We start from the raw sequence: 24625 nt of genomic DNA on the forward strand, positions 1-24625 counted from the left end.
GCGATGAGCTACCGGGAACTAGTCGTTACGCTGGCGCGCGAGCACGCGGAAAGCTTGTCCGACACGCTGCTGGATCTCGGCGCGCTATCGGTATCCGTCGAAGATGCCGACGCGGATACGCCTGATGAGCAACCGCTCTTCGGCGAGCCCGGGCTGATTCCCGAGCACGCGGCATGGCGGCACTCGCGGGTGCTTGCACTGCTGGCCGACGAACACGATCCAGCCGTGCTGCTCACCGCTGCCGCTAATACCCTCGGGCTTGATCCCGTGCCCGAATTCACGCTGCACGAAGTGGCCGAGCAGGACTGGGTGCGTCTGACTCAATCCCAGTTCGAGCCGATTCCGGTTGGCGAGCGCATCTGGGTGGTGCCGTCCTGGCATGCCGCTCCCGATCCTGACGCGCTCGTGCTTGAACTCGACCCCGGTCTCGCTTTCGGCACGGGCAGCCATCCGACTACCCGGCTGTGTATGGAATGGCTCGAACAATCCGTCGCAACGGGGCAATCGGTGCTCGACTACGGCTGTGGCTCGGGCATCCTCGCTATCCTGGCGAAAAAATGCGGTGCCAATCCGGTGTTTGGCATCGACATTGATCCACAAGCCGTCGCGTCCGCACGCAGCAATAGCGAACGCAATCAGGCCGAAGTCACCTATGGCCTGCCGGATGCCTGCCCACCAGGAGAGTTCGATATCGTCATTGCCAATATTCTGTCCAACCCGCTCAAGCTGATGGCGTCGATGCTGGCGTCGAAGGTCAAGCCGGGCGGGCGGATTGCGCTGTCAGGTATTCTTGCGCGGCAAGCGCAGGAAGTCGCGCAGATTTACCAGCAATGGCTCGACATGACAGTCTGGCGTGAACATGACGGCTGGGTCTGTCTAACGGGGACACGGCGTGAAAGCCATTAGAATGCGACGTATTCTTCAACCCTCACCAGCCCACGGGCTTTCGCGCTCAACATGATTCTGGCGACACGCTGCCCTTTCTGTGAAACCGTCTTTCGTCTCCAGCCCGCGCAGCTAGCGCTGCGTCAGGGGCTTGTGCGCTGCGGCCATTGCCAGGAAGTATTTGATGCTTCGGGCAGCCTGTTCGAAACCACTAGCAGCGACCACCTCGACACGGCAACGCCTGTCGCCGCCGAAACCGTGGTGGAGCTGACCTCCGGCCCAGCAAATCCAGCCGCCGCACGCCCCCCGGCACCAGACTTCACAGCAGCAGGCTGGAACCCATGGACGCCTGCCACACGAGCCTCCATAGCCCCGTCCTTGCGGCAGAATTCCGCGCACATTCCGCCAGCAAAGGCACTGATAGCCAATATCACCGCGTTACCTCCCGGCACGCCGTTCCGTGCCTCGCCCCTCTACCAGGCAAATCCGCATGCCAAACCGGCCACGCTAGCGCCCGCCCTGCCGGTTGAGCCGCCCCGCGAACCAGGTATGCCAGCAGCACCGTTCAGCGGGAATACGCCCGAGGAACCCTCGCAACGCAGCGCACCGCAGCCCGAATACACCGGAAATACCGCGCATGCGGGCCCAAACGAGCCTCATCTGAACCTCTCCGCTGCGACACCCGCGCCACTGCCACCGCTCTCCGACGATGAAGCGCATTTTGCTGTCACGCGCGAAACACGCGAAGGCGCTCCACGCCGCACCGGCTGGAAAATCGTGGGCACACTGCTCGTGCTTGTGCTGCTCGCCGCGCTGGTACTGCAGCTCGCATGGTGGCAACGCGAAACCGTGATGGTCTACTGGCCACATTCGCAGAAACTGTTTAACAAGGCTTGCGTCCAGTTGGGCTGTTCAGTCAGTCCACCGCGCGATATTGATGGCCTGCTCATCGAGCCTTCTGACCTGCGTCAGGTTGATGGCCCGCACCGGCTTGAACTACGCATGCCGCTGCGCAACCGCAGCGATCTGACACTGGCTTATCCAGCCGCCGAGCTCACGCTGCTCGACGAACACAACAACATCGCCATGCGCCGCGTTCTCTGGCCGCAAGACTATGTGAGCCCAGGCACCTCGGTGACAACCGGCCTGCCCCCACAAACTACGCAAACGATGATCGTGCATCTCGATACCGGCACGGCCATCGCCGTCAATTTTCGCGTGCAGATTTTTTATCCGTAACGCGCCCTTGTGCGCCCAGCCACAGGCGGGCGCACTTTCAGTCAGGAGCACCATATGAGTCAAGTTACGCTGGGTGGAAACCCTATCGAAGTAGCAGGCACGTTCCCGTCGGTTGGCCAGAAAGCACCCGCATTCTCACTCGTTGGACAAGATCTGAAACCGCTGTCGCTTGCTGATTTCACTGGCAAACGCAAGGTGCTCAACATTGTTCCGAGTCTAGACACGCCGACTTGTGCCACGTCCACCCGCAAGTTCAATGAAGCGGCAGGCAAGCTTGCCAACACGGCCGTGATCGTCGTGTCAGGCGACCTGCCCTTCGCGGCATCGCGCTTTTGCAGCACAGAAGGCCTGCAAAACGTGGTCACCGCGTCGACCTTCCGTGGCCACGATTTCGCCCAAGCCTACGGCGTTGACGTGACCAGCGGCCCGCTCACCGGCCTGACGGCACGCGCCGTGGTGGTCATCGACGAAAACGACAAAGTGGTGCATGCCGAACTGGTTCGTGAAATCAAGGACGAACCGAACTACGACGCGGCACTCAGCGCACTGAAGTAAACACGCCGTGCAAGGCAAAACGCCGCGCTTTTGCGCGGCGTTTTGGCATCCGTGCTCCCTTTTCCATTTTTACAGGACACCTCACCTTGGCTACGCTCATTTGCGGCTCGCTCGCCTACGACAACATCATGACCTTCGAAGGCCGCTTTCGGGAGCACATCCTGCCTGAGCAGGTTCATATCCTGAACGTAAGTTTTCTGGTGCCAACGATGCGCAGTGAGTTTGGCGGCTGCGCGGGCAATATCGGCTACGCGCTGCACTTGCTCGGCGGTGACGCACGCATCATGGCGACGCTGGGCGAGGTCGATGCCGCCCGTTACCTTGAGCGGCTCGACAGCCTGGGTCTGAAAAAAACCAATATCCGCGTGCTGCCCGGCACTTATTCGGCGCAGGCGATGATTACCACCGACCTCGACAACAATCAGATCACCGCGTTCCACCCGGGCGCAATGATGCAATCGCACCTGAACCGCGCTGACGAAGCCGACAACATCACGTTGGGCATCGTCGCGCCAGACGGCTATGACGGCATGGTGCAGCACTCCGAACAGCTCGCCGCCGCTGGCATACCCTTTCTCTTTGATCCAGGCCAGGGCTTGCCCTTGTTTGATGGCGCAACGCTACGCCGGATGATTGAACTTGCTACCTATGTCGCGGTCAACGACTACGAAGCAAAACTGGTCAGCAACAAGACCGGCTGGTCGATTGAAGAAATCGCCAGCAAGGTCGAAGCGCTGATCATCACCCTCGGCGAGCATGGCGCGCAGATTCATCATGCTGGCGGTATTGAAGACATTCCCGCTGTCACGGCACAGCAGGTGCTTGACCCAACCGGTTGCGGCGATGCGTTTCGCGGCGGTCTGCTGTACGGAATCGAGCACCAGCTCGGATGGGCCACCACCGGACGTCTCGCCAGCCTGATGGGTGCCCTGAAAATCGAACATCTGGGGCCGCAAAACTACGCACCAACGCCCGCTGACATCCAAAACCGGTTCAAGCAGGCCTTTGGTTATGACCTGCCGTCATTCAATCAAGCTTGAACAAGCTTATCGGGAGTGCATGAAATGAAAATATCGACCCGCCTGGTAGTAATGGTCCTGATTGGCGGCTCAGTAGTGCTGGCAGGATGTGCAACTCATAACAGCTCGGCTGATGTGTATACGGCATCGCAGGCCATGCGCGAAGAGACCGTCCGGATGGGCACCGTCGACAGCGTGCGCGCTGTGAAGATCAGTGCCAACAATGGCCAGTCCAGCGGGCTTGGTGTGCTGGGGGGTGGCGCGCTGGGCGCGGTCGCGGGTAGTGCCATTGGCGGTGGGCGCGGCTCGATACTGACGGGGATTGTCGGCGGGCTGGCTGGCGCAGTCGCGGGTAACGCGATCGAAAACGGCACTGCCATGCGCAACGGCGTTGAAATTACCGTACGTCTGGATAACGGCGATATTCGCGCCATCACCCAAACCGCAACGGGCGAAATCTTCCGTGCCGGTGAACGTGTGCGACTGCTTTCCAGTGGCGGCGTGACCCGCGTAACGCACTAGCGCCAGGCCTTTCAAGCTTCACACGCTGCTCGAGATAAGGGCGTATGCATCGGCTGATGCATACGCCCTTTTTCATTGCCGAATCATTGGCTGACGAAATTCATCGCGGCAGCCGCCAGGTCTGAATCAGCATAAAAAATCCCGCCACCAGAACAACTGGTGGCGGGATGGTCACTGAATCAATCGGCTTAATCAAACAGCCCGATCAGTTCAATCAGCGCCGCTCATCACGCTATGCCGCGCGTCGCTTAAGTTCACTCGAATTCGCTCCCAGTCAACTTAAGCGCCCAGCATTTACGGACGGCTACCCGTCGGAAACGGCCATGCCGCAGCTGGATTCAGCGTCGTCTTTACACCTGAAGCAGGCGCGTTAGATACGACCGGTGCTGCAGCTGCGGGTGCGGCTTTCTTCGCCACAGCCTTCTTCGCTGGAGTAGCCTTTTTCGCTGGCACAGCCGCTTTCTTCGCGGGAGCAGCCGCCTTGCTGACAGGAGCTACGGCTTTTTTCGCTGGAGCCGCAGCCTTTTTGGCTGGCGCTGCGGCTTTCTTCGCCGGTGCAGCCGCCTTTTTAGCTGCGGCCTTCTTCGCCGGTGCAGCCGCTTTTTTGGCTACGACCTTCTTCGCCGGTGCAGCTGCTTTTTTGGCTACCGCCTTTTTAGCGGGTGCTTTTTTAGCCGCTACTTTTTTAACTGCGACTTTCTTCGCGGGCGCGGCTTTTTTCGCAGCTACTTTCTTGACCGCTACTTTCTTCGCCGCAACCTTCTTCGCAGCGACTTTCTTAACCGCTACTTTTTTAGCTGCGACTTTCTTCGCGGGCACGGCTTTTTTCGCAGCGACCTTCTTAACCGCTACTTTCTTCGCCGCGACCTTCTTCACCGCAACTTTTTTAGCCGCAACTTTCTTGACCGGAGCCGCCTTCTTCGCAGCGACCTTCTTCACCGCAACTTTCTTCGCAGCAACCTTTTTCACCGCAACTTTTTTTGCTACGGCTTTCTTCGCCGGAGCAGCCTTCTTTGCGGCAACTTTTTTAACTGCGGCCGTCTTGGCAGCAGTTTTTTTCTTGGCAAGTGCCATCATTTTCTCCTTCAGGTTTCAGATGAGAGTCAGTTCAACTACACCCTTCGTCAAAACCCGCTTCTCGCAGACGCTTCTCAGGGCGTGTACTACGAAGCGGGCTATTCATCGGCGCACGCAGATGCAACGCGCTTACGCTAATGAATACGGCAAGGCGCGCCGTGCCTTCGGGCACTGCGCGCCAAATCCAGCTAGCGTCGAATGCCAACGCCAACAATCGCTTGATCGAGCCGCTACATCGGTAGCAACTTTTTCGGGAGAAGTTTGCCCGCCCCATTGAAGGGTTCGCAAAGTGCCTGTCAAGTTGATGGGCCATAAAGGCACCGGGCACGCTTTGCATCAGGCAGTCCTGTTTCTCATCTGTATGCCGATACACACCGGCATCCCTTTCGACAATGTCAACTGGCACCCACCCGGTTTACTCCCAAGTCAGGGCACCGCCTGTCTGATAGTCAATGACACGCGTCTCGAAGAAGTTACGTTCCTTCTTCAAATCAATCATTTCGCTCATCCACGGAAACGGGTTTTCCTCGTTCGGGAATAACGGATCAAGGCCGATCTGCTGGCAACGACGGTTGCAAATGAAGCGCAGATAACCTTTGAACATCGACGCATTCAGACCCAGCACGCCACGTGGCATCGTATCTTCGGCGTAGCGGTATTCAAGATCTACCGCTTCCTTGAATATTTCACGAATTTCTGCGCGGAACTCGGCAGTCCATAAATGCGGATTTTCGAGCTTGATCTGGTTAATCAGGTCAATGCCGAAATTGCAGTGCATCGACTCGTCACGCAGGATGTACTGATACTGTTCCGCAGCACCCGTCATCTTGTTCTGACGACCAAGCGCGAGAATTTGTGTAAATCCGACGTAAAAAAACAGTCCTTCCATCACGCAGGCGAAAACAATCAGTGATTTCAGCAGCTTCTGGTCTGCATCAGGCGTGCCTGTTTTGAAAGCTGGATCGGTCAGCGTGTGGATGAATGGAATCAGGAATTCGTCTTTCGCACGGATTGAGTCGACTTCGTGATAGGCGTTGAAAATCTCGCCTTCGTCGAGGCCCAGCGATTCGACAATATATTGGTAGGCGTGGGTGTGGATCGCTTCTTCGAATGCCTGACGCAGCAGATACTGGCGGCATTCGGGCGCGGTGATGTGGCGATAGGTTCCCAGCACGATATTGTTCGCAGCCAGCGAATCCGCCGTCACGAAGAAACCTAGATTGCGCTTGATTACCCGGCGCTCATCTTCAGTCAACCCGTTAGGGTCTTTCCAGAGAGCGATGTCGCGGGACATGTTAACTTCCTGCGGCATCCAGTGATTGGCACAACCCGCAAGGTATTTTTCCCACGCCCATTTGTATTTGAATGGCACCAGCTGATTAACGTCAGTCTGGCCGTTGATGATGCGCTTGTCGGCGACGTTCACCCGTGCTTCGGTGTTAGCTGCTGGTGCCGGGTGAGGTGCCACAGCGATGTCGCTTGAAAAAGTGTCGTGAGCCGAGGGAGCCTGATGCGCGGAACGCGTTGTTTCAGCATTGCGCAGTACATCCATTGGCGCTTTGGCTGAAGGCTTCGCCGCAGTAATCTCGTCATCCCAGTTAAGCATAAATTTCACCATCAATTTAGAACGGTTTGTACCATCTTTTCATCAGCGTTAAAAGACTTCGCTGATGAAAGTTCCTGTTTTCGATTCGCGTTGCGACCTTCATACAACACTTTGTTCAATCCATCGTGCGCATGCACTCTCAAGAGGTACGAACAGTGTGCGGCATCGAAGCGCGCTGCGGTGTCGAAAGCCCATCGAGACCAGGTGATTTCGATGGGCTGCCAATCTGTATTCTCAGTCTGTATTGCGTGGCCGGCCTGGATCGTCCCACGCTTCTTTTCTGGATCATCAGGCTTCAGTTGCAGGCTGGATTCCCATGAAGACCGGTGCCCGAACAGCACGCATATTTCGTTGCCCACCGTTCGGTGTTTTCCATCCGGTCCGGGCAACGTTGCGCGCCCGGTTCATGCACCTGCTAATCAGCGCGATGCCAGCGTGATTACTGGCATGCCTCACATTCTTCGAAGCCAGGATCGCCCGGACGCATCATGCACACCGGACCATCCGCTTGCTCCGCTGAGGCCTGCATTCCGTCGTGTCCAGCCGCACCGCCGCTCGAACCAAAGCCGCTCGAACCACCTGCCGCACCGCCTGAACTATCGTCACCGCCAGAGCTGCCGCCAGACGACACCGAGTTCAACGCACCATGCGCCACCGTCGATTTCTCAACGTGCGTCGCCGACATCGTGCGGAGATAGTAGGTTGTCTTCAAGCCACGCAGCCACGCTAGCTTGTACACCTCATCGAGCTTCTTGCCCGACGCGCCGCCCATATAAATATTCAGCGACTGCGCCTGGTCAATCCACTTCTGGCGCCGCGATGCCGCTTCGACCAGCCAGCGCGGATCAATTTCAAATGCCGTCGCATAGATCGCGCGCAGATCAGCCGGAATACGGTCAATGCGTGACAGCGTGCCGTCGAAGTATTTCAGGTCGGCAACCATCACCTCATCCCACAGACCACGCTCCTTCAAGTCTCGCACCAGGTAATCGTTCACCACCGTGAATTCGCCGGACAGGTTCGACTTCACATACAAATTCTGGAACGTTGGTTCAATGCAGGCCGACACGCCGATGATGTTCGAGATGGTCGCGGTAGGAGCAATTGCCACGCAGTTGGAGTTGCGCATGCCGTGGGTCGCAATCCGTGCACGCAGCCCGGACCAGTCCATGGATTCGCTCGAATCAACTTCAACGTAACCGCCACGGGCATCGGCCAGCAACTTCAGCGTGTCTTGCGGCAGGATGCCGCGATCCCACAGCGAACCGCGATAGCTCGAATAGCGGCCGCGCTCTTCTGCCAGTTCAGTGGAGGCGTAATACGCGTAGTAGCAGACGGCTTCCATCGAACGGTCGGCAAACTCAACCGCCTGTTGTGATGCATAAGGTGTGCGCAACAGATGCAGGCAATCCTGGAAGCCCATGATGCCCATGCCAACCGGCCGGTGCTTCAGGTTCGAGTTACGTGCCTTGGCAACCGCGTAGTAGTTGATGTCGATCACGTTGTCGAGCATCCGCATCGCCACGCGAATGGTGCGCTGCAACTTGTCGTGATCGAGTGCCAGCGTGCCATCAGCCTGCTTTGCCAAGTGCGCCACCAGATTGACCGAACCCAGGTTGCACACAGCAATTTCAGTTTCGCTGGTGTTCAGCGTGATCTCGGTGCACAAATTGGATGAGTGAACCACGCCAACGTGCTGCTGCGGGCTGCGGATATTGCACGGATCCTTGAAGGTGATCCATGGATGGCCGGTTTCAAACAGCATTCCGAGCATCTTGCGCCACAGTTGCGCGGCGGGAAGCTTCTTGAACAGTTTGATTTCGCCGCGAGCCACTTTGTCTTCGTAAGCGGTATAAGCCGCTTCGAAGTCTGCGCCGAACTTGTCATGCAGATCCGGGCAGGTGGATGGCGAGAACAGCGTCCAGTCGCCGCCTTCCATGACCCGCTTCATGAACAGATCGGGAATCCAGTTCGACGTGTTCATATCGTGCGTGCGGCGGCGGTCATCCCCGGTATTTTTGCGCAGCTCCAGAAACTCTTCGATGTCCAGGTGCCATGTTTCCAGGTAGGCGCACACCGCGCCCTTGCGCTTGCCGCCCTGGTTGACTGCCACGGCGGTGTCGTTGACGACTTTCAGGAACGGCACCACGCCCTGCGATTTGCCGTTGGTGCCCTTGATATGGGAGCCCAGCGCCCGGACCTGGGTCCAGTCGTTGCCCAGACCACCCGCAAACTTCGACAGCAGCGCGTTTTCTTTCAGGGCTTCGTAGATACCATCAAGATCATCGGCGACCGTGGTCAGATAGCACGACGACAGCTGCGAACGGCGCGTGCCGGCATTGAACAGGGTCGGCGTCGAGCTCATGAAGTCGAAGCTGGAGAGCACGTTGTAGAACTCGATCGCACGGGCTTCACGGTCGATCTCGCTTAGCGCGAGACCCATCGCCACGCGCATGAAAAATGCCTGCGGCAACTCGATCCGCACACCATCGTGATGCAGGAAATAACGGTCATACAGCGTCTGCAAGCCGAGGTAGCCGAACTGGAGATCGCGGTTGGCATCGAGTGCCGCACCCAGACGCTTCAGGTCGAACTGCATCAATTTTTCATCAAGCAGCTCTGCCTGCACGCCACGCTTGATGAACTGCGGGAAATATTCCGCATAGCGCTCGCCCATTGCTTCCTGGGTCACTTCTTCGGCAAGAATTTCACGGCGGATCGTATGCAGCAGGATACGGGCCGTAGCCTGACTATAGGCCGGATCTTTTTCGATCATCGTCCGGGCAGCGAGGATGGCCGAGTCATACACCTGGGTCATCGGAACGCCGTCGTACAGGTTCTTCACCGTTTCTGCGACGATCGGCTCCGCTACAACCGCTTCGCCCAGATTTGCACAGGCGGATTCGATGATGCCGCGCAACGCACCCAGATCAAGCGGCCGCGACACCCCGCCATCGACAACGGTCAAGCCCGATACGCCAGCCGCCACTTCAGGCTCATGGCCACGGGCCTGACTGCGTTTTTCGCGGTACAGCACGTAAGCACGCGCAACGTGATGCTCGCCACCTCGCATCAGCGCAAGTTCAACCTGATCCTGAATATCTTCGATATGGAACGTCCCGCCATTTGGGCGGCTGCGCAGCAATGCACGCACCACGCTTTGCGTCAGTTGCTCGACCTGTTCACGCACACGCGCCGATGCTGCGCCCTGACCGCCATTGACCGCCAGAAAAGCCTTGGTCACTGCGATCGAGATTTTTGACGGCTCGAACAACACAACGCCACCGTTGCGGCGAATTACCTTGTAATCGGCGAACGTGGTCTGGGATACCAGTGATTCATCTGGTGCCTGCCCACCATGGGCATGGCCAATGGATGCACCCTCGTACCGGGTCGTCGCGTTATCGGTCGTTTGCATGTGCAAAGCTCCTGGTGTTGAAAATGTGCGGAAAGAAACCGCGAATTAAAACGGGCGCTGCGTCGCAAAGGACGCAGGCAAATAAAAGCCTGAGGAAAACAGCAAGGCCAGAGAACCAGCAGCGGGAACGCATAAACCAGCGGCGGTTTTCATCACCCCGGCACAACCGGTTGTCATGGTGTTCCCTTGATCCTGCGCGTGCCGCTGACGCCTGGCCAGCCACACTGCAAAGCCTGTTCTGGCTGTGCTGAAAAGGTTAGCGGCGCTATGACAGCGCCGCCCTACCAACACAACATATAGTGAAAAATAGAACCGATGGCACCAAGTATAGTGGAACCAACCGATATCTCAAATTATTATATTTGCTGCTCCAGCCTTGACTTTTACCTGGCTGGGCCGCCATAAGGCCAGCGCGAGCAGGCGCAAAAAGGCACACGACACCGGGCGCTATTACATGCGGAAATAGCAAGCGTTATCGCGCGGTGGGCGGCTTGAGATAGGGGAAATAATCGGCGGGAAGCGCCGTATCGGACTGCAGGCGAGCCCAGTCAAAATACGGCCCGGGGTCGGTTTTACGGCCAGGCGCAAGATCCGAATGACCAGCGATGGCCGTCATCGGATAGCGCTCAATCAGAGCTGTGACGAGGCGCGCCAGCACTTGATATTGCGGGGAAGTAAAAGGCGTGGTGTCGCTGCCTTCCAGCTCGATGCCCACAGAAAAATCATTGCACCGTTCGCGCCCGAGAAAATTCGACAGTCCGGCATGCCAGGCTCGCCGGTTACAGGACACGAACTGTTCCAGCATGCCGGTCCGGTGAATCACGAAATGCGCCGACACTCGCACGCCACGCAGATGACTGTCGTAGTACGGGTGAGCAGCACAATCAAGGGCGTTCTGGAATAGCTCTGCAATCGCGCTACCGCCAAAGGTATCCGGCGGCAAGCTGATGTTGTGGATCACGACAAGGGTTGGCACCACCCCCTCGGGACGCTCGTCGGCATTCGGCGACGGCAGCAGGTGCGCCGCAGCGCTCCAGCCATCAGGTGCAATAGCAATACTCGCGCTCATCGCGCATCACGGCCCGCAGACCGCGCAGCATGACGCTGCGCGTGGTCAGCGCAGCAAAACGCCTGCCCCGCCACGGTAACCGAATCGCTCTTCGGCGCATGCACTCCACATTCGGCGCAGCGAATCATGGGTTCAGCAAGACGGGGGGTGCCAGGCGATGAAGCAGTGCCACTCGCCTGATTCGGCCGCGAATGTGGCTCTTGACGACCCTGGGCACGCTTCAGCTTGCGGGACAGCCAGTGCCCGACAAAAAACAGCACGATCAGCAGAAAAATTTGTCGCATAAGAGGTTCAGATCACAGGATGGTGCATCAGCACCTCGAACACAAAACGGCTGCCCACATAAGCAAACAGCAGCGCGACAAACGACACCAGCACCCAACGCAATGCCGCCCGCCCACGCCAGCCCGACACTTTGCGCGCGGTCAGCAGCGCGCCAAACATCAGCCACGAGAGAATGGCAAACACGGTTTTGTGATCCAGCACCAGTGCCCGGCCAACCAGTTGCTCATTAAACAGGATGCCCGAAAGCAGGGTCAGCGTGAGCAGCACAAAACCCGCGCCGATCAGGCGAAACAGCAATTTTTCGAGCGTGAGGAGCGGCGGCAGCGTATCGAGCCAGCTCGCAAGCCAGCCATTGCCAGCTGCCGCGCCTTGTTGCTGCAGCGCCCCGCCACGCATCGCGTGAAGCCGGCGCTCGACAAGCAACATTAAAACGGCATGCAGCGCTGCAATCGCAAACAACCCATATGCAATGTTGGCAATCAGAAAATGGAGTTTGAAGAGCGGTGCCGCTGAATACGACAAAACCCTAGTGCCGCCAAACGCTAGCGGCAGCAAGGCCGCAATACAAGCGAGAGGCAACACCAGCAACCGCAAGCCATCTAGCGGGAAAAAGAAACTCTCGATCCAGTAGATGCCCACGCCGAGCCAGAGCATTGCGGACAACGCGAACGCGAAACCAAACACCATCGCGTTTTGCGGAAAAATAGTGACGTGCAGCAGCACGCCATGCGCGAGCAGCGCAACCAGCAGCATCACACGGCCGTAGCGGCCTAGACCTGCTGCACCAGTGGCCGCTGGCATACCCGCCATCGCGGGCACGCGGCCCAGCATCGCCGGCACGCCGGCGCGCCGGTGCGCATGCCAGCCCGCCACAGCGAGACCGCCATACAGAAGCACAGTAAGGGCATACAGTACAATATCCATCTTCGAAGTTTACACTAGGCCCTGCCCCACGACGCCATCCGGCATCACGTGCCACACGGGCCGCACTGCCAGACTGATCCCCATGCTCGACAATCTGACCCAACGGATGGCGCGCGTCGTCAAGACGCTGCGCGGCGAAGCCCGGCTTACCGAGGCCAACACACAAGACATGCTGCGCGAAGTACGGCTCGCCCTCCTTGAGGCAGACGTTGCGTTGCCCGTGGTGCGCGAATTTGTCGCCAGAGTAAAAGAAAAAGCGCTCGGCGAAGAAGTACTCAGCAGCCTGTCACCCGGCCAGGCTCTGGTTGGCGTGGTACAGCGCGAACTGACCGCAGTGATCGGTGGCGATTATGAAGGTCAAGCCGTCGAACTCAATCTCGCCGTCACGCCACCCGCGATCATCCTGATGGCCGGGCTGCAAGGCGCAGGCAAAACAACGACCGTCGGCAAGCTGGCCAAGCTGCTGCGCGAAAAGCACAAAAAGAAAGTGCTCACGGTGTCGTGCGACGTCTACCGCCCAGCCGCCATTGCACAGCTGAAATCCGTCACCGAACAGGTGGGTGCCGATTTCTTCCCTTCAGAGCCCGAACAAAAACCCGTTGATATTGCACGCGCCGCCGTCGACTGGGCCAAACGTCATTACCACGATGTAGTGCTAGTCGATACGGCAGGCCGCCTCGGGATTGACGAGGCCATGATGCAAGAAATCACCGCCCTGCATCAGGCGCTCAATCCTGTCGAAACCCTGTTCGTCGTCGACGCCATGCTGGGCCAGGACGCCGTTAATACCGCCAAGGCCTTCAACGATGCACTGCCGCTAACAGGCGTGGTGCTCACCAAACTCGATGGTGATTCACGAGGCGGTGCCGCTCTGTCAGTACGCCACATCACCGGCAAGCCAATCAAGTTCGTCGGGGTAGCAGAAAAACTCGATGGCCTTGAGGTGTTCCATCCTGACCGGATGGCGAACCGGATTCTCGGGATGGGCGACATCCTCGCGCTGGTTGAAGAAGCGCAGCGCGGCGTGGATGTTCAAGCGGCGCAAAAACTCGCCGACAAGGTAAAAAAAGGCGGCGACTTTGATCTCAATGATTTCCGCGCGCAACTGTCACAAATGAAAAACATGGGTGGCCTTTCCACCTTGATGGACAAGCTCCCTGCCCAATTTCAGCAAGCCGCCTCGGGGGCTGATATGGGCCAGGCGGAAAAACAGATGCGCCGCATGGAAGGCATCATCTGCTCCATGACCCCGGCAGAGCGCGCCAAACCCGAACTTATCAAGGCCACGCGCAAACGCCGTATCGCTGCAGGCGCGGGCGTGCAGGTGCAGGAAGTGAATCGGATGCTGAACCAGTACGACCAGATGCGCACAATGATGAAAAAGCTCAAGGGCGGCAACATGCAGAAGATGATGCGAGGCATGAAGGGCATGCTGCCCGGCATGCGTTAAGGTTGAGGCGGCGTGCGCCAGCCCGGACATAGTTCCTCAGGTGCACGCCACGCTCTTCTGCGTTCTTTCAAGCCCCCAGGCCCTACCAGCCCCCCCGTTACTCACTCGCCAGACGTCATGAATCGAGAAGAAGCTCTCCAGATACTCCAACAGTCCGAAGAAATCATATCGGCCCACGACGTTAGTGCATCTATCGGAACCATGGCTGCGGCCATTCGCGCCGAGATCAGCGATGATTTCCCACTGGTGCTTTCCGTCATGGGCGGCGCGGCGGTTTTCACCGGCATGCTGCTGCCGCACCTCGATTTCCCGCTTGAATTCGACTACATCCACCTGACCCGCTATCGCAATACCACTCAAGGCGGCAACGAAATGCAATGGCGTGTCGCGCCAGCCGAATCAGTCAAAGATCGCGTGGTGCTCGTTCTCGATGACATTCTTGACGAAGGCGAAACCATGGCGGCAATCCGCGACCGGATCCTCGCCATGGGGGCCAAACGCTTTTTGAGCGCGGTGCTATGCGAAAAAACCCTCCCGCAAGAAAAACCGTTACACCCTGATTTCTGCGGCTTTGCCGTGCCGAACCGTTATGTGTTCGGTTGCGGTATGGATGCCAAGGGGTACTGGCGTAATCTGCCGGGCATTCGCGCGTTGACCAGCCTGGTTTAAAAACACGCCGCGCGTTTAAACAAAAAGCGGCCTGATGAGTTGCACTCCAAAGGTTGGATCGGTATCCAGCCTCGCAGGGTGCAACTCATCAGGCCGCTTTTTTGTGCTTTGTGACGAAGAAGGAGCATGACGTGATGCTTGTACCGCAAGCACCTTGGCACACCCACTTCTCTCTTCGTCACTCACTCAGGGTCAGGGCAGACGTTTTAGCTCGCCAGTGCCGCACGAATTTTTTCCGTCACCGCCTGCGCTGCATTCTCGACTGGCAACAGCGTCGCTTCGCTTTCACGTCGCCCCTGATATTCGATCTTGCCGTCTTTCAGACCACGATCGCCAACCACCAGGCGATGCGGCACACCGATCAGTTCCCAGTCGGCAAACATTACGCCAGGACGCTCGCCACGGTCATCCAGAATCACATCGATTCCTGCTGAGGTGAGATCTGCATACAGCTTGTCAGCCTGTTCGCGCACTGCGTCGCTACGGTCATATCCCATCGGACACAGCACGACTTCGAATGGCGCAATCGCCTCAGGCCAAATGATGCCTTTGTCGTCGAAGTTCTGTTCAATCGCTGCGCCCAGGATACGCGTAATGCCCACGCCATAGCAGCCCATCATCATCGGCTGTGGCTTGCCGGATTCATCCAGATACGACGCATTCATCGCTTCGGAATATTGGCTGCCAAGCTGAAACACGTGGCCAACCTCAATACCGCGGCAAATATCGAGCACCCCTTTGCCATCCGGCGATGGGTCGCCCTTTTGAACGTTGCGAATATCAGCAACGACCGGTTCTGGCAAATCACGTCCCCAATTCACACCTGTGAGGTGGAAATCGACCTCATTCGCGCCCACCACGAAATCGCTCATATTCGCCACCGTACGGTCAGCAATCACCTTGACCGGCTTTTTAGTGCCGACCGGGCCCAGATAACCGGGCGGAGTGCCAAACCACGCAACAATCTCGTCTTCCGTCGCAAAACGAAAACCGCCCAGGCCAGGCAGCTTGTTGACCTTGATTTCGTTTAGCTCATGGTCGCCGCGCAGCATCAGCAGCCAGATGGTCGGTTCAGCCTCCCCGGTATCGGTAGCCAGCACAATCGACTTGATCGTGTGCTCCAGCGGAATGGCCAGCAATTCGGCCACAGCCTCGCATTTCGCTTTGCCCGGTGTGGCGGTCTTTTGCATCTCGGCAGCCGGAGCAGCACGTTGCGCGAGCAACGGCAAGGCTTCCGCAGCTTCAACGTTAGCGGCAAAGTTTGACGTGGGGCAATAAGCGATAGCGTCTTCGCCGGTCTCGGCAATCACGTGAAACTCATGCGAGCCGCTGCCGCCAATCGAGCCATTGTCGGCAGCAACCGGACGGAAATCGAGACCCAAGCGGGTAAAAATGCGCACGTAGGCGTCGTACATCTTCTGATATGACGCTTGAAGACCAGCCAGATCTTTATCGAAAGAGTAAGCATCTTTCATGATGAATTCGCGGCCACGCATCACGCCAAAACGCGGCCGGATTTCATCACGGAACTTAGTCTGAACCTGATAGAAATTGAGCGGCATTTGACGATAGCTCTTGATCTGGTTGCGCGCGATATCCGTGATGACCTCTTCATGTGTCGGCCCAATCACGAACTCACTTTGCCGACGATCCTTGAAACGCAGCAACTCCGGGCCGTACTTCTCCCAGCGGCCCGACTCCTGCCACAGCTCGGCGGGCTGAACAGCTGGCATCAGGAGCTCGATTGCACCAGCGCGATTCATTTCTTCGCGGACAATCGCTTCGACCTTGCGAATGGAGCGCAAACCTATTGGCAAATAGTTGTAAATACCGCCTGCCACGCGACGAATCATGCCGGCACGCACCATCAGTTTGTGGCTAACGATCTCGGCGTCAGCAGGAGCTTCCTTCAGCGTACCGATAAAGAAATGGGAGGCTTTCATTCAGAATTTTCCAAAAGCGATGGCGGCACAGGCCGCTCAGAGAGATAAAACGATGGGATTGACAAACCCGCCACGACTCGACCTGCACGCAAGGCTGCAGGCCGCAGAAAATCGTTCCATATCTGCGGCGAATCGCTGCGTCGGGTCCGTTATCTGTTTATAATCAAAGCAATTTTAAAGGATTCGAAGGTGGTTGTATGCTGGATCGTGAAGGCTTTCGCCCGAACGTCGGCATCATCCTCTTGAACGCACACAATGAGGTGTTTTGGGGCAAACGGCTCCGTGAACATTCCTGGCAGTTTCCGCAAGGGGGGATCAAGTATGGCGAGACTCCCGTCCAAGCGATGTATCGGGAATTACACGAAGAAACCGGACTGCGTCCTGAACACATCAAGGTGATCGGCCGCACACGCGACTGGCTGCGTTATGAGGTGCCGGACAAGTTCATCAAGCGCGAAGTACGTGGCCACTACCGTGGCCAAAAACAAATCTGGTTCCTGCTTCGGATGTTAGGGCGCGATTGCGATATCTGCCTACGCGCAACAGACCACCCTGAATTCGATGCGTGGCGCTGGAATGAGTACTGGGTTCCGCTAGATTGCGTGATTGAATTCAAGCGGGACGTCTATCAACTGGCACTAACGGAACTATCCCGTTTCTTGCGCCGCGCTTCGTCACGCGCGGAGAAACCTGGCAAACAGCCTCATATCGTGCATTTTTCCGGGGGCGACACATCGGTCACGACAACAGAGGTATCTGTCGCTACCAGCACCGAAACCTCGCTCCAAACCACGATGATCGAATCAGATCTCAGCCAGACGGAAGCCACGCTGATACGCTTGCCGGGTTTGCATGATTAGCGGTGCGGCCACCACGGCGGACTCGACGATGCGGCGGTTACTCCGCCGCATCGTCATTTCAAGGAAATTATATTGAAAGCTCTAGTATTCGCCGCAGCGGTTATTTCCGCCGCCGCGCTGCTGGCCGGCTGCGCCAGCAAGCCAAGCAACAAGGACGACAGCGCCTTTACCTATTTACTGGACCGGCCGAGCAACTGGGTCGAAAACAAGCTCGAAGGCTTGCCACCTTTGCCGCAGGCAAACAACCTCCAGCCCTTCAACGTGTCGCAAAACACTCGGCTTCAGTTTTCGCTTGATACCCAGTCACTGAGCGTCGGCACTGATGGTGTCGTGCGTTACACCGTCGTTATCACCAGCCCGGCTGGCGCGCGCAATGTGAACTATGAAGGCATTCGTTGCGACACCTATAGCTGGCGCCTTTATGCAGGCCTTGATGCAGATCACAGCGGCTGGGACCAGACCGTGGCAAACGACTGGACGCGAATCGAAAACGGTGAGCTCAATGCGTACCACGCTGCGCTGTATCAGGATTATTTTTGCGCCAGCAAAATGCCCGTCGGAAGCGCAAAACAGATTATTGAAAACATGCGCTATAACCGAACCAACGGCAACAGCATGCTGCATTAATCCCATGCTTCAATTCAGCATGCCGCTCCACCGAGCCTAATCTGATTGCCCAGTGGTGCAAAACAAAAGCCGCTTCCCTTCTTAATGGATGAAAGCGGCTTTGTTGCATTTGCATACGACAGCTCACTCAATCCAACCGGCCAGCAGCGCTAGCCTTCCGCCCCCTGGAGCAGCACCAGATTGTCTCGGTGAATCAATTCAGGCTCCAGCATATAGCCCAGAACCGCTTCGATTTCGCCGCTAGGCCGGCGCTGGATTAACCGGGCTTCCGCGCTGCTGTAGTTTGTCAGCCCACGTGCAACCTCAACGCCCACAGCATTCAGGCAAGCAATGACCTCGCCACGCGCGAACACGCCTTGCACGCTCACAACACCAATCGGCAGCAAGCTTTTGCCGTCGGTCATCAGCTTTTCAGCAGCGCCGTCGTCAATCAGCACGTGACCCCGGACTTGCAAATGATCGGCCATCCACTGCTTGCGCGCGGCAATACGGGCTGTGCGGGCAACAAGCTGTGTGCCAATCGCCTCACCCGCTGCCAGTCGAACTAGCACATCAACTTCACGGCCACTCGCAATCACGGTATTGGCACCGCTATGCGCTGCACGCTTGGCGGCCAGAACCTTGGTAAGCATGCCGCCGCGCCCAATGCTGGAGCCCGCGCCACCAGCCATCGCCTCCAGCTCGGGGGAGCCCGCATCCGCTTGCCCAACCAGCCTGGCAGTGGGATCTTTGCGCGGATCAGCGGTGTAAAGCCCCGTCTGGTCAGTCAGGATGATTAAAGCGTCACCCTCAATCAGATTGGCGACCAGCGCACCGAGCGTGTCGTTATCACCAAATTTGATTTCGTCGGTAATAACCGTGTCGTTTTCGTTGATGATCGGCACCACGCCCAGGCGCAACAGCGTAAGCAGCGCCGAGCGTGCATTCAGATAACGCTCCCGGTCCGCCAGATCGGCATGAGTTAGCAGAATTTGCGCGGTCTGAATTGAATGCTCGGCAAAACGGCTTTCATAGACTTGCGCCAGCCCCATCTGCCCAACTGCTGCAGCCGCCTGCAATTCGTCAATCTCGCGCGGCCGTTTGGTCCAGCCAAGACGTTGCATCCCTTCAGCAATCGCCCCTGAACTAACCAGCACCACCTCCTTGCCCTGCGCCCGCAACGCTGCGATCTGTGCGGCCCAGCGGCCAATGGCAGCATGATCGAGCCCTCGCCCATCATTGGTGACAAGGCTCGACCCGACTTTGACAACCAGCCGCCTGGAATCTGCAATGACGGACCGCATGGTAGGCACTCTCTCAATAAAGTGGGCACGCGCGCCGCGTGATTTTGCGGAAAACGAGCGCGCCAGCGACGATGAAGGTTATTCCTGAGGTTCAGTTGAGCCGCTTGCCACATCACCTTGCGGCTTTTCGCGGAAGCGAACATCAGCGGCCAGCTCTTCCGCCTCAGACGCACGCTGGGCTTCCGAATGCGCCGCAATATGGTCGTACACCGCGTAGCACAGGCTTTCGCAGCCTTGCCCGGTCAAAGCCGAAATTTCAAACACTGGCCCATCCCAGCCAAAGCCCGCTAAAAATGCAGCCACACGCGCTTTACGCTCGTCTTCCGGCACCACGTCCAGCTTGTTCAGCACCAGCCAGCGTGTTTTTTCGAAGAGCAGCTCATCGTACTTACGCAGTTCGTTAACAATCGCTTTAGCCTCGGCAACCGTGTCGGTCGCCTCATCGAACGGCGCGAGATCAACGATATGCAGCAGCAGCCCCGTGCGTTGCAGGTGGCGCAAGAATTGATGGCCTAGCCCCGCCCCCTCGGCTGCGCCCTCAATCAGGCCCGGAATATCAGCGATCACGAAGCTACGGCTGGGGCCAACGCGAACCACGCCAAGATTCGGTGCGAGCGTGGTGAACGGATAATCAGCAATTTTCGGCTTGGCGTTCGAAACCGATGCGATAAACGTTGATTTGCCCGCATTCGGCATGCCCAGCAAGCCAACGTCGGCCAGCACCTTCAACTCCAGCCGCACCATCCGGCGCTCGCCGGGCTTGCCTTCGGTTTTCTGCCGGGGCGCACGGTTCGTACTGGACTTGAAATGCAGATTGCCCAAACCACCCGAGCCCCCTACGGCAATCTGAACCGACTGGTTATGCTCGGTCAGATCGGCGATCAGTTCGCCCGTTTCCATGTCGGTAATGATGGTGCCGACTGGCATGCGCAGCGTTATATCGTCACCGCCCTTGCCGTAGCAATCAGCGCCCCGGCCATTTTCACCATTGCGCGCCAGATGTTTTCTAGCATAGCGATAGTCAATCAGCGTGTTGATATTGCGGTCAGCGACTGCATACACACTACCGCCACGCCCACCGTCACCGCCGTCCGGCCCGCCAAACGGGACGAATTTTTCGCGGCGCATCGACGCACTGCCATCCCCTCCGTCGCCGGCGATGACTTCAATTCGCGCTTCGTCAATGAACTTCATGCGTTACTCCGTCCCGTCAGGGTTTTGATTTTGCCGTGCCTCGCGCACTTTGCCAGCTAGCCAGGTGGCCAAGCATGCGCGCATGCGGCAATAAAAAAAGCCCCGCTAACTTCGCGGGGCCTTTGTTCCGGTCCTTAAAGCCCGTGCCTGATTAAATTCAGGCTGCTGCCGGGACTACGTTGACCAGATGCTTCTTGTCAGCGCCTTTCGTCGAGAACTTGACGTGGCCATCTGTCAGCGCGAACAAGGTGTGATCCTTGCCAATGCCAACGTTTTGACCCGGGTGCATACGTGTGCCGCGTTGACGCACGATAATGCCACCCGCGTTAATTGCCTGACCGCCATAAACTTTGACGCCGAGACGTTTTGACTCGGAGTCGCGGCCGTTCCGCGAGGAGCCGCCTGCTTTTTTGTGTGCCATGTGATTACTCCTTGACCGGTGCGCTTACGCGGTAATCGCGTCGATACGCAGTTCGGTATAGTTCTGGCGGTGGCCGCCATGCTTCTGGTAGTGCTTCCGGCGACGCATCTTGAAGATGGTCACTTTGGCGTGACGACCGTGTGACACAACGGTAGCCTTGACGGAAGCCCCACTGACCAGCGGCGTACCGAACTTAATCGATTCGCCTTCGCCCACTGCGAGAACCTGGTCGAGCGTGATTTCAGCGTCAATGTCTGCCGGTATCTGTTCTACTTTAAGTTTTTCGCCAACGGCAACTTTATACTGCTTGCCGCCGGTTTTTATGACCGCGTACATTGAAAACCTCACTCTGGATTCATTTTCTCCACGCACCACGCGCGGAAACCCTCAATTATACATAGAGTTAGCTACACGGTCAAAATCTGTTAGCCAACCGGTTTCCAGTCAAAAGAGTCGTCCGTCATCTGGCCAATAAAACAGCTCGCCTGCATGGATCACTCAGGCTATAGCCCGGAACAGGCGCGATTCCCCTTATAATTCGCGGCACTCTCCCATCTCATCATCATGCCGTCGACTGCCATCCCTATCCCCAGCGCCACCGACCTGCTTGCTCCCGTCGCCGAAGACATGCAACAGGTGAACCGCGTCATCCGGCACCGTCTGGCATCCGAGGTGATGCTGATTAACCAGATTTCCGAGTACATCATCGGTGCAGGCGGCAAGCGCCTACGCCCTGCATTACTGCTGCTGGTAGCCGGCGCGCTAGGCGAAACCACCGGGCACCGGCACGAGCTGGCTGCTGTGGTCGAGTTCATTCACACAGCGACGCTGCTGCACGATGATGTCGTCGATGAATCCGATCTGCGGCGCGGCCGGCAAACCGCTAACGCGTTGTTTGGCAATGCCGCAAGCGTGCTGGTTGGCGATTTTCTGTACTCACGTTCGTTCCAGATGATGGTCGGCGTGGGCAAAATGCGTGTGATGGAGATCCTCGCCGAAGCAACCAACGTTATTTCGGAAGGCGAAGTGCTTCAGCTTCTGAACATGCACGACGCGGACGTCGACGAAACGCGTTACATGCAAGTGATTCGCTACAAAACAGCGAAACTGTTCGAAGCCGCCGCGCAACTAGGTGCGGTTCTGGCCGGCGTTGATGCAACGGTTGAAGCCGCCGCCGCCGAATTTGGCCGCCGCATCGGCACAGCGTTCCAGATCATGGACGACTGGCTCGACTACACCGGCACCGCCGAATCAATGGGTAAAAACGCCGGCGATGATCTGCGCGAAGGCAAGCCAACGTTACCGCTGATTTACCTGATTGAACGCGGCACGCCAGAGCAATCGGCACTCGCCCGGGAGGCGATCGAACAAGGCGGCACTGACCGCTTCGACACCATTTTTGAGGCGATTACACGATCAGGCGCGCTTGACCACACGCTTGAGTGCGCCAAACAGGAAGCACAGGCTGCAGCGGCAGCCATCTCGGGGTTTCCGCATTCCATTTATAAAGAAAGCCTGCTATCATTGTGCTCTTATTCGACGGCAAGGCAGTCCTAATCTGGACTAAAGCGTCGGAAAAATCCCAAAGAAAACAGTCTATAAATCGGGGTGTAGCTTAGCCTGGTAGAGCGCTACGTTCGGGACGTAGAGGCCGGAGGTTCGAATCCTCTCACCCCGACCAGAATTCTTCAAAAAGATCAAGGAGTTATCGATCCTTTTCTAACTTGATGTTCATGTCGAGTTAGAATAAATCTCCCTTCTGGTTGTCCCAAGAATGTCCCACCTGCTTGACAGCGCGTGGGATATTTTTTTATCCTCTTATTCATGGGGTCAACGCAACGGTGACCTCGCGAATCGCCTTACAAGACACCGTGTAGCCCCGGCGCAAATTTCGCGAGAAGGTTGGGCAAATCGTAGAGGGATAGAGCCCAGCTGAAAGAGCCTGCAACGCTCGACGGTCAAGCCGTCGGGGGCAACGGTTTTCATTCCCAAGCGCAGCGGAACTAAACCCGAACCCTTAGTGCTCAGAACACCGTGAGGTGAAGCGACCAAGGAAAGGTGATCGAATTCACCGGCCCCGCTTGACCGACAGTCGGCCCTCATAAGCGCATTGCACTTATGAGGCATCTATGACCATCCCGCTCGCCCCTACAGACGGGCTCCCTCGCGTCCTCTTCATTGAACAACTGTCGGCCCTCATTGGCAAGACAGCGACCACGATTCGTACCTGCGCCACAAACGCAAAGTACCAACACCTCATTCCCCGTCCTTTCAAGATGCCGCACAGCCGCCGGTTGTGTTGGTACGAGCACGATGTTCGGGCTTGGATTGACGCGAATCGGGAACCATTCCCTCCCCCGACTCGCCGTCCGCGCGGTCGGCCAACAAAGGCCCAGCAATTAGCCTGGCAGCGCCAAGCGACGGAATCGCGATCCCCGACCAAGGGGGCGCAATGAACGTCGCCGTGCACATTGATCCCAAAGCGTGGCATGCGGGCTTTGATGCCGGTGAGGTCGGCCACGCAATGACGCCATGCCCCGCCAACCTTGACGCCTTCTCCTACTTTTCGGGCTGGATTGAGGGGGACGCCAAGCGGCAAGGGTACAGCTACAGCGCGAGGGCCGAGCGATGAGCAACCCTCGCCCCCAAAACAACGCTTCGGCTCAAGTAGTCCGCGGGCCGCGACGACTCGACACCATGGTCAACCCAGCTACCTGGGCACGATTGCAAGAGCGTGCAGCACAAGCCAAGGAGCGGCATGAGCCTCGGAAACTGTTCCTCCGAGGTTTGCGGCCGCACATGCGCGCAATGCCTAACCCTATCGCCAGCTCCAGCCTGTTCGCCCCCGTCGCACAAGGCAAGAAGAAGATTCACAAGGATGCAGAGCTGGTGACCTTCCGCGGCACCGTCATCAAGTTTTGGGGGGAACAACTCGACGAGTCGCAAGCCGATGTGTGGATGCAGGCCATGGACATCGCGGGCAAACAGCGGTTGGGAGAACCAGTCGTCATCGAGCGATCCGCATTCCTTCAGTCCATCAACCGGCACACCGGCGGAAACGAGTACAAGTGGCTGCTTCGCACAATGACCGCACTGTCCTTTGCCATGCTCGTCATCGAGGTAAGGAAGGACGGCGAGCTAAAGCTGGAGGTCGGCAAAAACCGTGTCCTACACATGATCCAGGGCTTCGACTACGACGAAGAGACTGGCGTGTACACCTTGCGCATCGATCCTCGCTGGAAGGACGTCTACGGCGACCGGGAATTTTCCCTGATCGACTGGAACAAGCGTCGCCAGTTTGGACGGGGGCAGAACATGGCGAAGGCGCTGCAACGCCTGATCGCAACCTCGGCCGACAAGGTGCAACGGTATGGCCTGGACTGGCTCAAGAACAAGTTGCAATACACCAGTCGGATGGACAAATTCCGCCACGCCCTGTGCGCCGCACTGGCGGAACTGGAGCGCGTTGAGATTATCGCAGGCGCCCACATTGGAACCAGCACGCGCGGCAGAGAGCAAGCGATCTGGACCAAATTGTAATCATGGAACCGCCCTCCTTCTGCGCGATTCGCCGGATCG

General features: G+C 57.7%; 25 protein-coding genes and 1 tRNA gene. 13 read left to right on the plus strand and 13 right to left on the minus strand.

Annotated features, from left to right (window positions below; all coding sequences use genetic code 11):
- The first annotated feature begins 3 nt into the window (after positions 1-3).
- The 5 genes from prmA (at position 4) to GH656_RS12640 (ending at position 4220) form a co-directional block, all read left to right on the plus strand.
- Complete coding sequence (gene prmA, locus GH656_RS12620; RefSeq protein WP_153076260.1) at positions 4-906, plus strand: 50S ribosomal protein L11 methyltransferase; 903 nt, start codon at positions 4-6, stop codon at positions 904-906.
- A 51-nt stretch (positions 907-957) separates the two neighbouring features.
- Positions 958-2124, plus strand: coding sequence for a zinc-ribbon and DUF3426 domain-containing protein (locus GH656_RS12625; RefSeq protein ID WP_153076261.1), 1167 nt, complete (start codon positions 958-960; stop codon positions 2122-2124).
- 54 nt (positions 2125-2178) lie between these two features.
- Positions 2179-2679: a thiol peroxidase gene (tpx, locus tag GH656_RS12630; RefSeq protein ID WP_153076262.1), complete on the plus strand. Its 501-nt coding sequence runs from the start codon at positions 2179-2181 to the stop codon at positions 2677-2679.
- An 86-nt stretch (positions 2680-2765) separates the two neighbouring features.
- Positions 2766-3719, plus strand: a complete 954-nt coding sequence (locus GH656_RS12635; RefSeq protein ID WP_153076263.1) for a carbohydrate kinase family protein — start codon at positions 2766-2768, stop codon at positions 3717-3719.
- A gap of 24 nt (positions 3720-3743) precedes the next feature.
- Entirely contained in the window at positions 3744-4220 is a 477-nt protein-coding gene (locus GH656_RS12640) for an outer membrane lipoprotein (RefSeq protein ID WP_153076264.1), read from the plus strand.
- 294 nt (positions 4221-4514) lie between these two features.
- Here GH656_RS12640 and GH656_RS12645 read toward each other — a convergent pair whose 3' ends face one another.
- From GH656_RS12645 to GH656_RS12680, 8 genes are all read right to left on the minus strand, one after another.
- The gene (locus GH656_RS12645; protein ID WP_425495862.1) at positions 4515-5297 is read right to left on the minus strand and encodes a histone H1-like DNA-binding protein; all 783 of its coding nucleotides are present in this window, start codon (positions 5295-5297) and stop codon (positions 4515-4517) included.
- Between the two features lie 31 nt (positions 5298-5328).
- Positions 5329-5634, minus strand: coding sequence for a hypothetical protein (locus tag GH656_RS18075; RefSeq protein ID WP_153076265.1), 306 nt, complete (start codon positions 5632-5634; stop codon positions 5329-5331).
- A 78-nt stretch (positions 5635-5712) separates the two neighbouring features.
- Positions 5713-6903: a ribonucleotide-diphosphate reductase subunit beta gene (locus GH656_RS12655; protein ID WP_153076266.1), complete on the minus strand. Its 1191-nt coding sequence runs from the start codon at positions 6901-6903 to the stop codon at positions 5713-5715.
- An 11-nt stretch (positions 6904-6914) separates the two neighbouring features.
- A complete protein-coding gene (locus GH656_RS12660; RefSeq protein WP_153076267.1) occupies positions 6915-7244 on the minus strand; it encodes a hypothetical protein in 330 nt (109 codons plus the stop codon).
- A 98-nt stretch (positions 7245-7342) separates the two neighbouring features.
- The gene (locus GH656_RS12665) at positions 7343-10321 is read right to left on the minus strand and encodes a ribonucleoside-diphosphate reductase subunit alpha (RefSeq protein ID WP_153076268.1); all 2979 of its coding nucleotides are present in this window, start codon (positions 10319-10321) and stop codon (positions 7343-7345) included.
- 472 nt (positions 10322-10793) lie between these two features.
- Positions 10794-11390: a 1,6-anhydro-N-acetylmuramyl-L-alanine amidase AmpD gene (gene ampD, locus GH656_RS12670; RefSeq protein WP_153076269.1), complete on the minus strand. Its 597-nt coding sequence runs from the start codon at positions 11388-11390 to the stop codon at positions 10794-10796.
- Complete coding sequence (locus GH656_RS12675; protein WP_153076270.1) at positions 11387-11674, minus strand: PP0621 family protein; 288 nt, start codon at positions 11672-11674, stop codon at positions 11387-11389. Before GH656_RS12675 ends, ampD begins: the two co-directional genes overlap by 4 nt.
- 7 nt (positions 11675-11681) lie before the next feature.
- Positions 11682-12599: a cytochrome C assembly family protein gene (locus GH656_RS12680; RefSeq protein ID WP_153076271.1), complete on the minus strand. Its 918-nt coding sequence runs from the start codon at positions 12597-12599 to the stop codon at positions 11682-11684.
- 82 nt (positions 12600-12681) lie between these two features.
- Between GH656_RS12680 and ffh the strand changes: the two genes are divergently transcribed.
- Together ffh and GH656_RS12690 are read left to right on the plus strand one after the other, a co-directional pair.
- Positions 12682-14049: a signal recognition particle protein gene (ffh, locus tag GH656_RS12685; RefSeq protein WP_153076272.1), complete on the plus strand. Its 1368-nt coding sequence runs from the start codon at positions 12682-12684 to the stop codon at positions 14047-14049.
- Positions 14050-14166: 117 nt separating this feature from the next.
- Entirely contained in the window at positions 14167-14718 is a 552-nt protein-coding gene (locus GH656_RS12690) for a hypoxanthine-guanine phosphoribosyltransferase (protein ID WP_153076273.1), read from the plus strand.
- 206 nt (positions 14719-14924) lie between these two features.
- Here the strand turns inward: GH656_RS12690 and GH656_RS12695 are convergent, their stop codons facing one another.
- Positions 14925-16661, minus strand: a complete 1737-nt coding sequence (locus GH656_RS12695) for a proline--tRNA ligase (RefSeq protein ID WP_153076274.1) — start codon at positions 16659-16661, stop codon at positions 14925-14927.
- A 197-nt stretch (positions 16662-16858) separates the two neighbouring features.
- Between GH656_RS12695 and GH656_RS12700 the strand changes: the two genes are divergently transcribed.
- Together GH656_RS12700 and GH656_RS12705 are read left to right on the plus strand one after the other, a co-directional pair.
- The gene (locus GH656_RS12700; RefSeq protein ID WP_153076275.1) at positions 16859-17521 is read left to right on the plus strand and encodes an RNA pyrophosphohydrolase; all 663 of its coding nucleotides are present in this window, start codon (positions 16859-16861) and stop codon (positions 17519-17521) included.
- Between the two features lie 72 nt (positions 17522-17593).
- Positions 17594-18148 carry a CNP1-like family protein gene (locus GH656_RS12705; RefSeq protein ID WP_153076276.1) on the plus strand — a complete coding sequence of 185 codons (555 nt, stop codon included), beginning with the start codon at positions 17594-17596 and terminating at the stop codon, positions 18146-18148.
- Positions 18149-18297: 149 nt separating this feature from the next.
- Here the strand turns inward: GH656_RS12705 and proB are convergent, their stop codons facing one another.
- The 4 genes from proB to rplU all read right to left on the minus strand — a co-directional run bounded on the left by proB (position 18298) and on the right by rplU (position 21382).
- On the minus strand, positions 18298-19431 hold the full coding sequence (proB, locus tag GH656_RS12710) for a glutamate 5-kinase (protein WP_153076277.1): 1134 nt from the start codon (positions 19429-19431) through the stop codon (positions 18298-18300).
- A gap of 78 nt (positions 19432-19509) precedes the next feature.
- On the minus strand, positions 19510-20625 hold the full coding sequence (gene obgE, locus GH656_RS12715) for a GTPase ObgE (protein ID WP_153076278.1): 1116 nt from the start codon (positions 20623-20625) through the stop codon (positions 19510-19512).
- Between the two features lie 157 nt (positions 20626-20782).
- On the minus strand, positions 20783-21046 hold the full coding sequence (rpmA, locus tag GH656_RS12720) for a 50S ribosomal protein L27 (RefSeq protein WP_153076279.1): 264 nt from the start codon (positions 21044-21046) through the stop codon (positions 20783-20785).
- A gap of 24 nt (positions 21047-21070) precedes the next feature.
- Positions 21071-21382: a 50S ribosomal protein L21 gene (gene rplU, locus GH656_RS12725; protein WP_096718280.1), complete on the minus strand. Its 312-nt coding sequence runs from the start codon at positions 21380-21382 to the stop codon at positions 21071-21073.
- Positions 21383-21610: 228 nt separating this feature from the next.
- Here rplU and GH656_RS12730 point away from each other — a divergent pair, with 228 nt between their 5' ends.
- The 4 genes from GH656_RS12730 to GH656_RS12745 all read left to right on the plus strand — a co-directional run bounded on the left by GH656_RS12730 (position 21611) and on the right by GH656_RS12745 (position 24586).
- Positions 21611-22603 (plus strand): polyprenyl synthetase family protein, encoded by a 993-nt coding sequence (locus tag GH656_RS12730; protein WP_153076280.1) that lies wholly within the window; start codon positions 21611-21613, stop codon positions 22601-22603.
- Between the two features lie 47 nt (positions 22604-22650).
- Positions 22651-22727 (plus strand) — tRNA-Pro (locus GH656_RS12735).
- Between the two features lie 771 nt (positions 22728-23498).
- Positions 23499-23678 carry a hypothetical protein gene (locus tag GH656_RS12740; protein WP_153076281.1) on the plus strand — a complete coding sequence of 60 codons (180 nt, stop codon included), beginning with the start codon at positions 23499-23501 and terminating at the stop codon, positions 23676-23678.
- A 176-nt stretch (positions 23679-23854) separates the two neighbouring features.
- On the plus strand, positions 23855-24586 hold the full coding sequence (locus tag GH656_RS12745; RefSeq protein WP_153076282.1) for a replication initiation protein: 732 nt from the start codon (positions 23855-23857) through the stop codon (positions 24584-24586).
- Positions 24587-24625: the final 39 nt, after the last annotated feature.

Origin of the sequence: Paraburkholderia bonniea, from assembly GCF_009455625.1 — a bacterium.
Lineage (GTDB): Bacteria > Pseudomonadota > Gammaproteobacteria > Burkholderiales > Burkholderiaceae > Paraburkholderia > Paraburkholderia bonniea.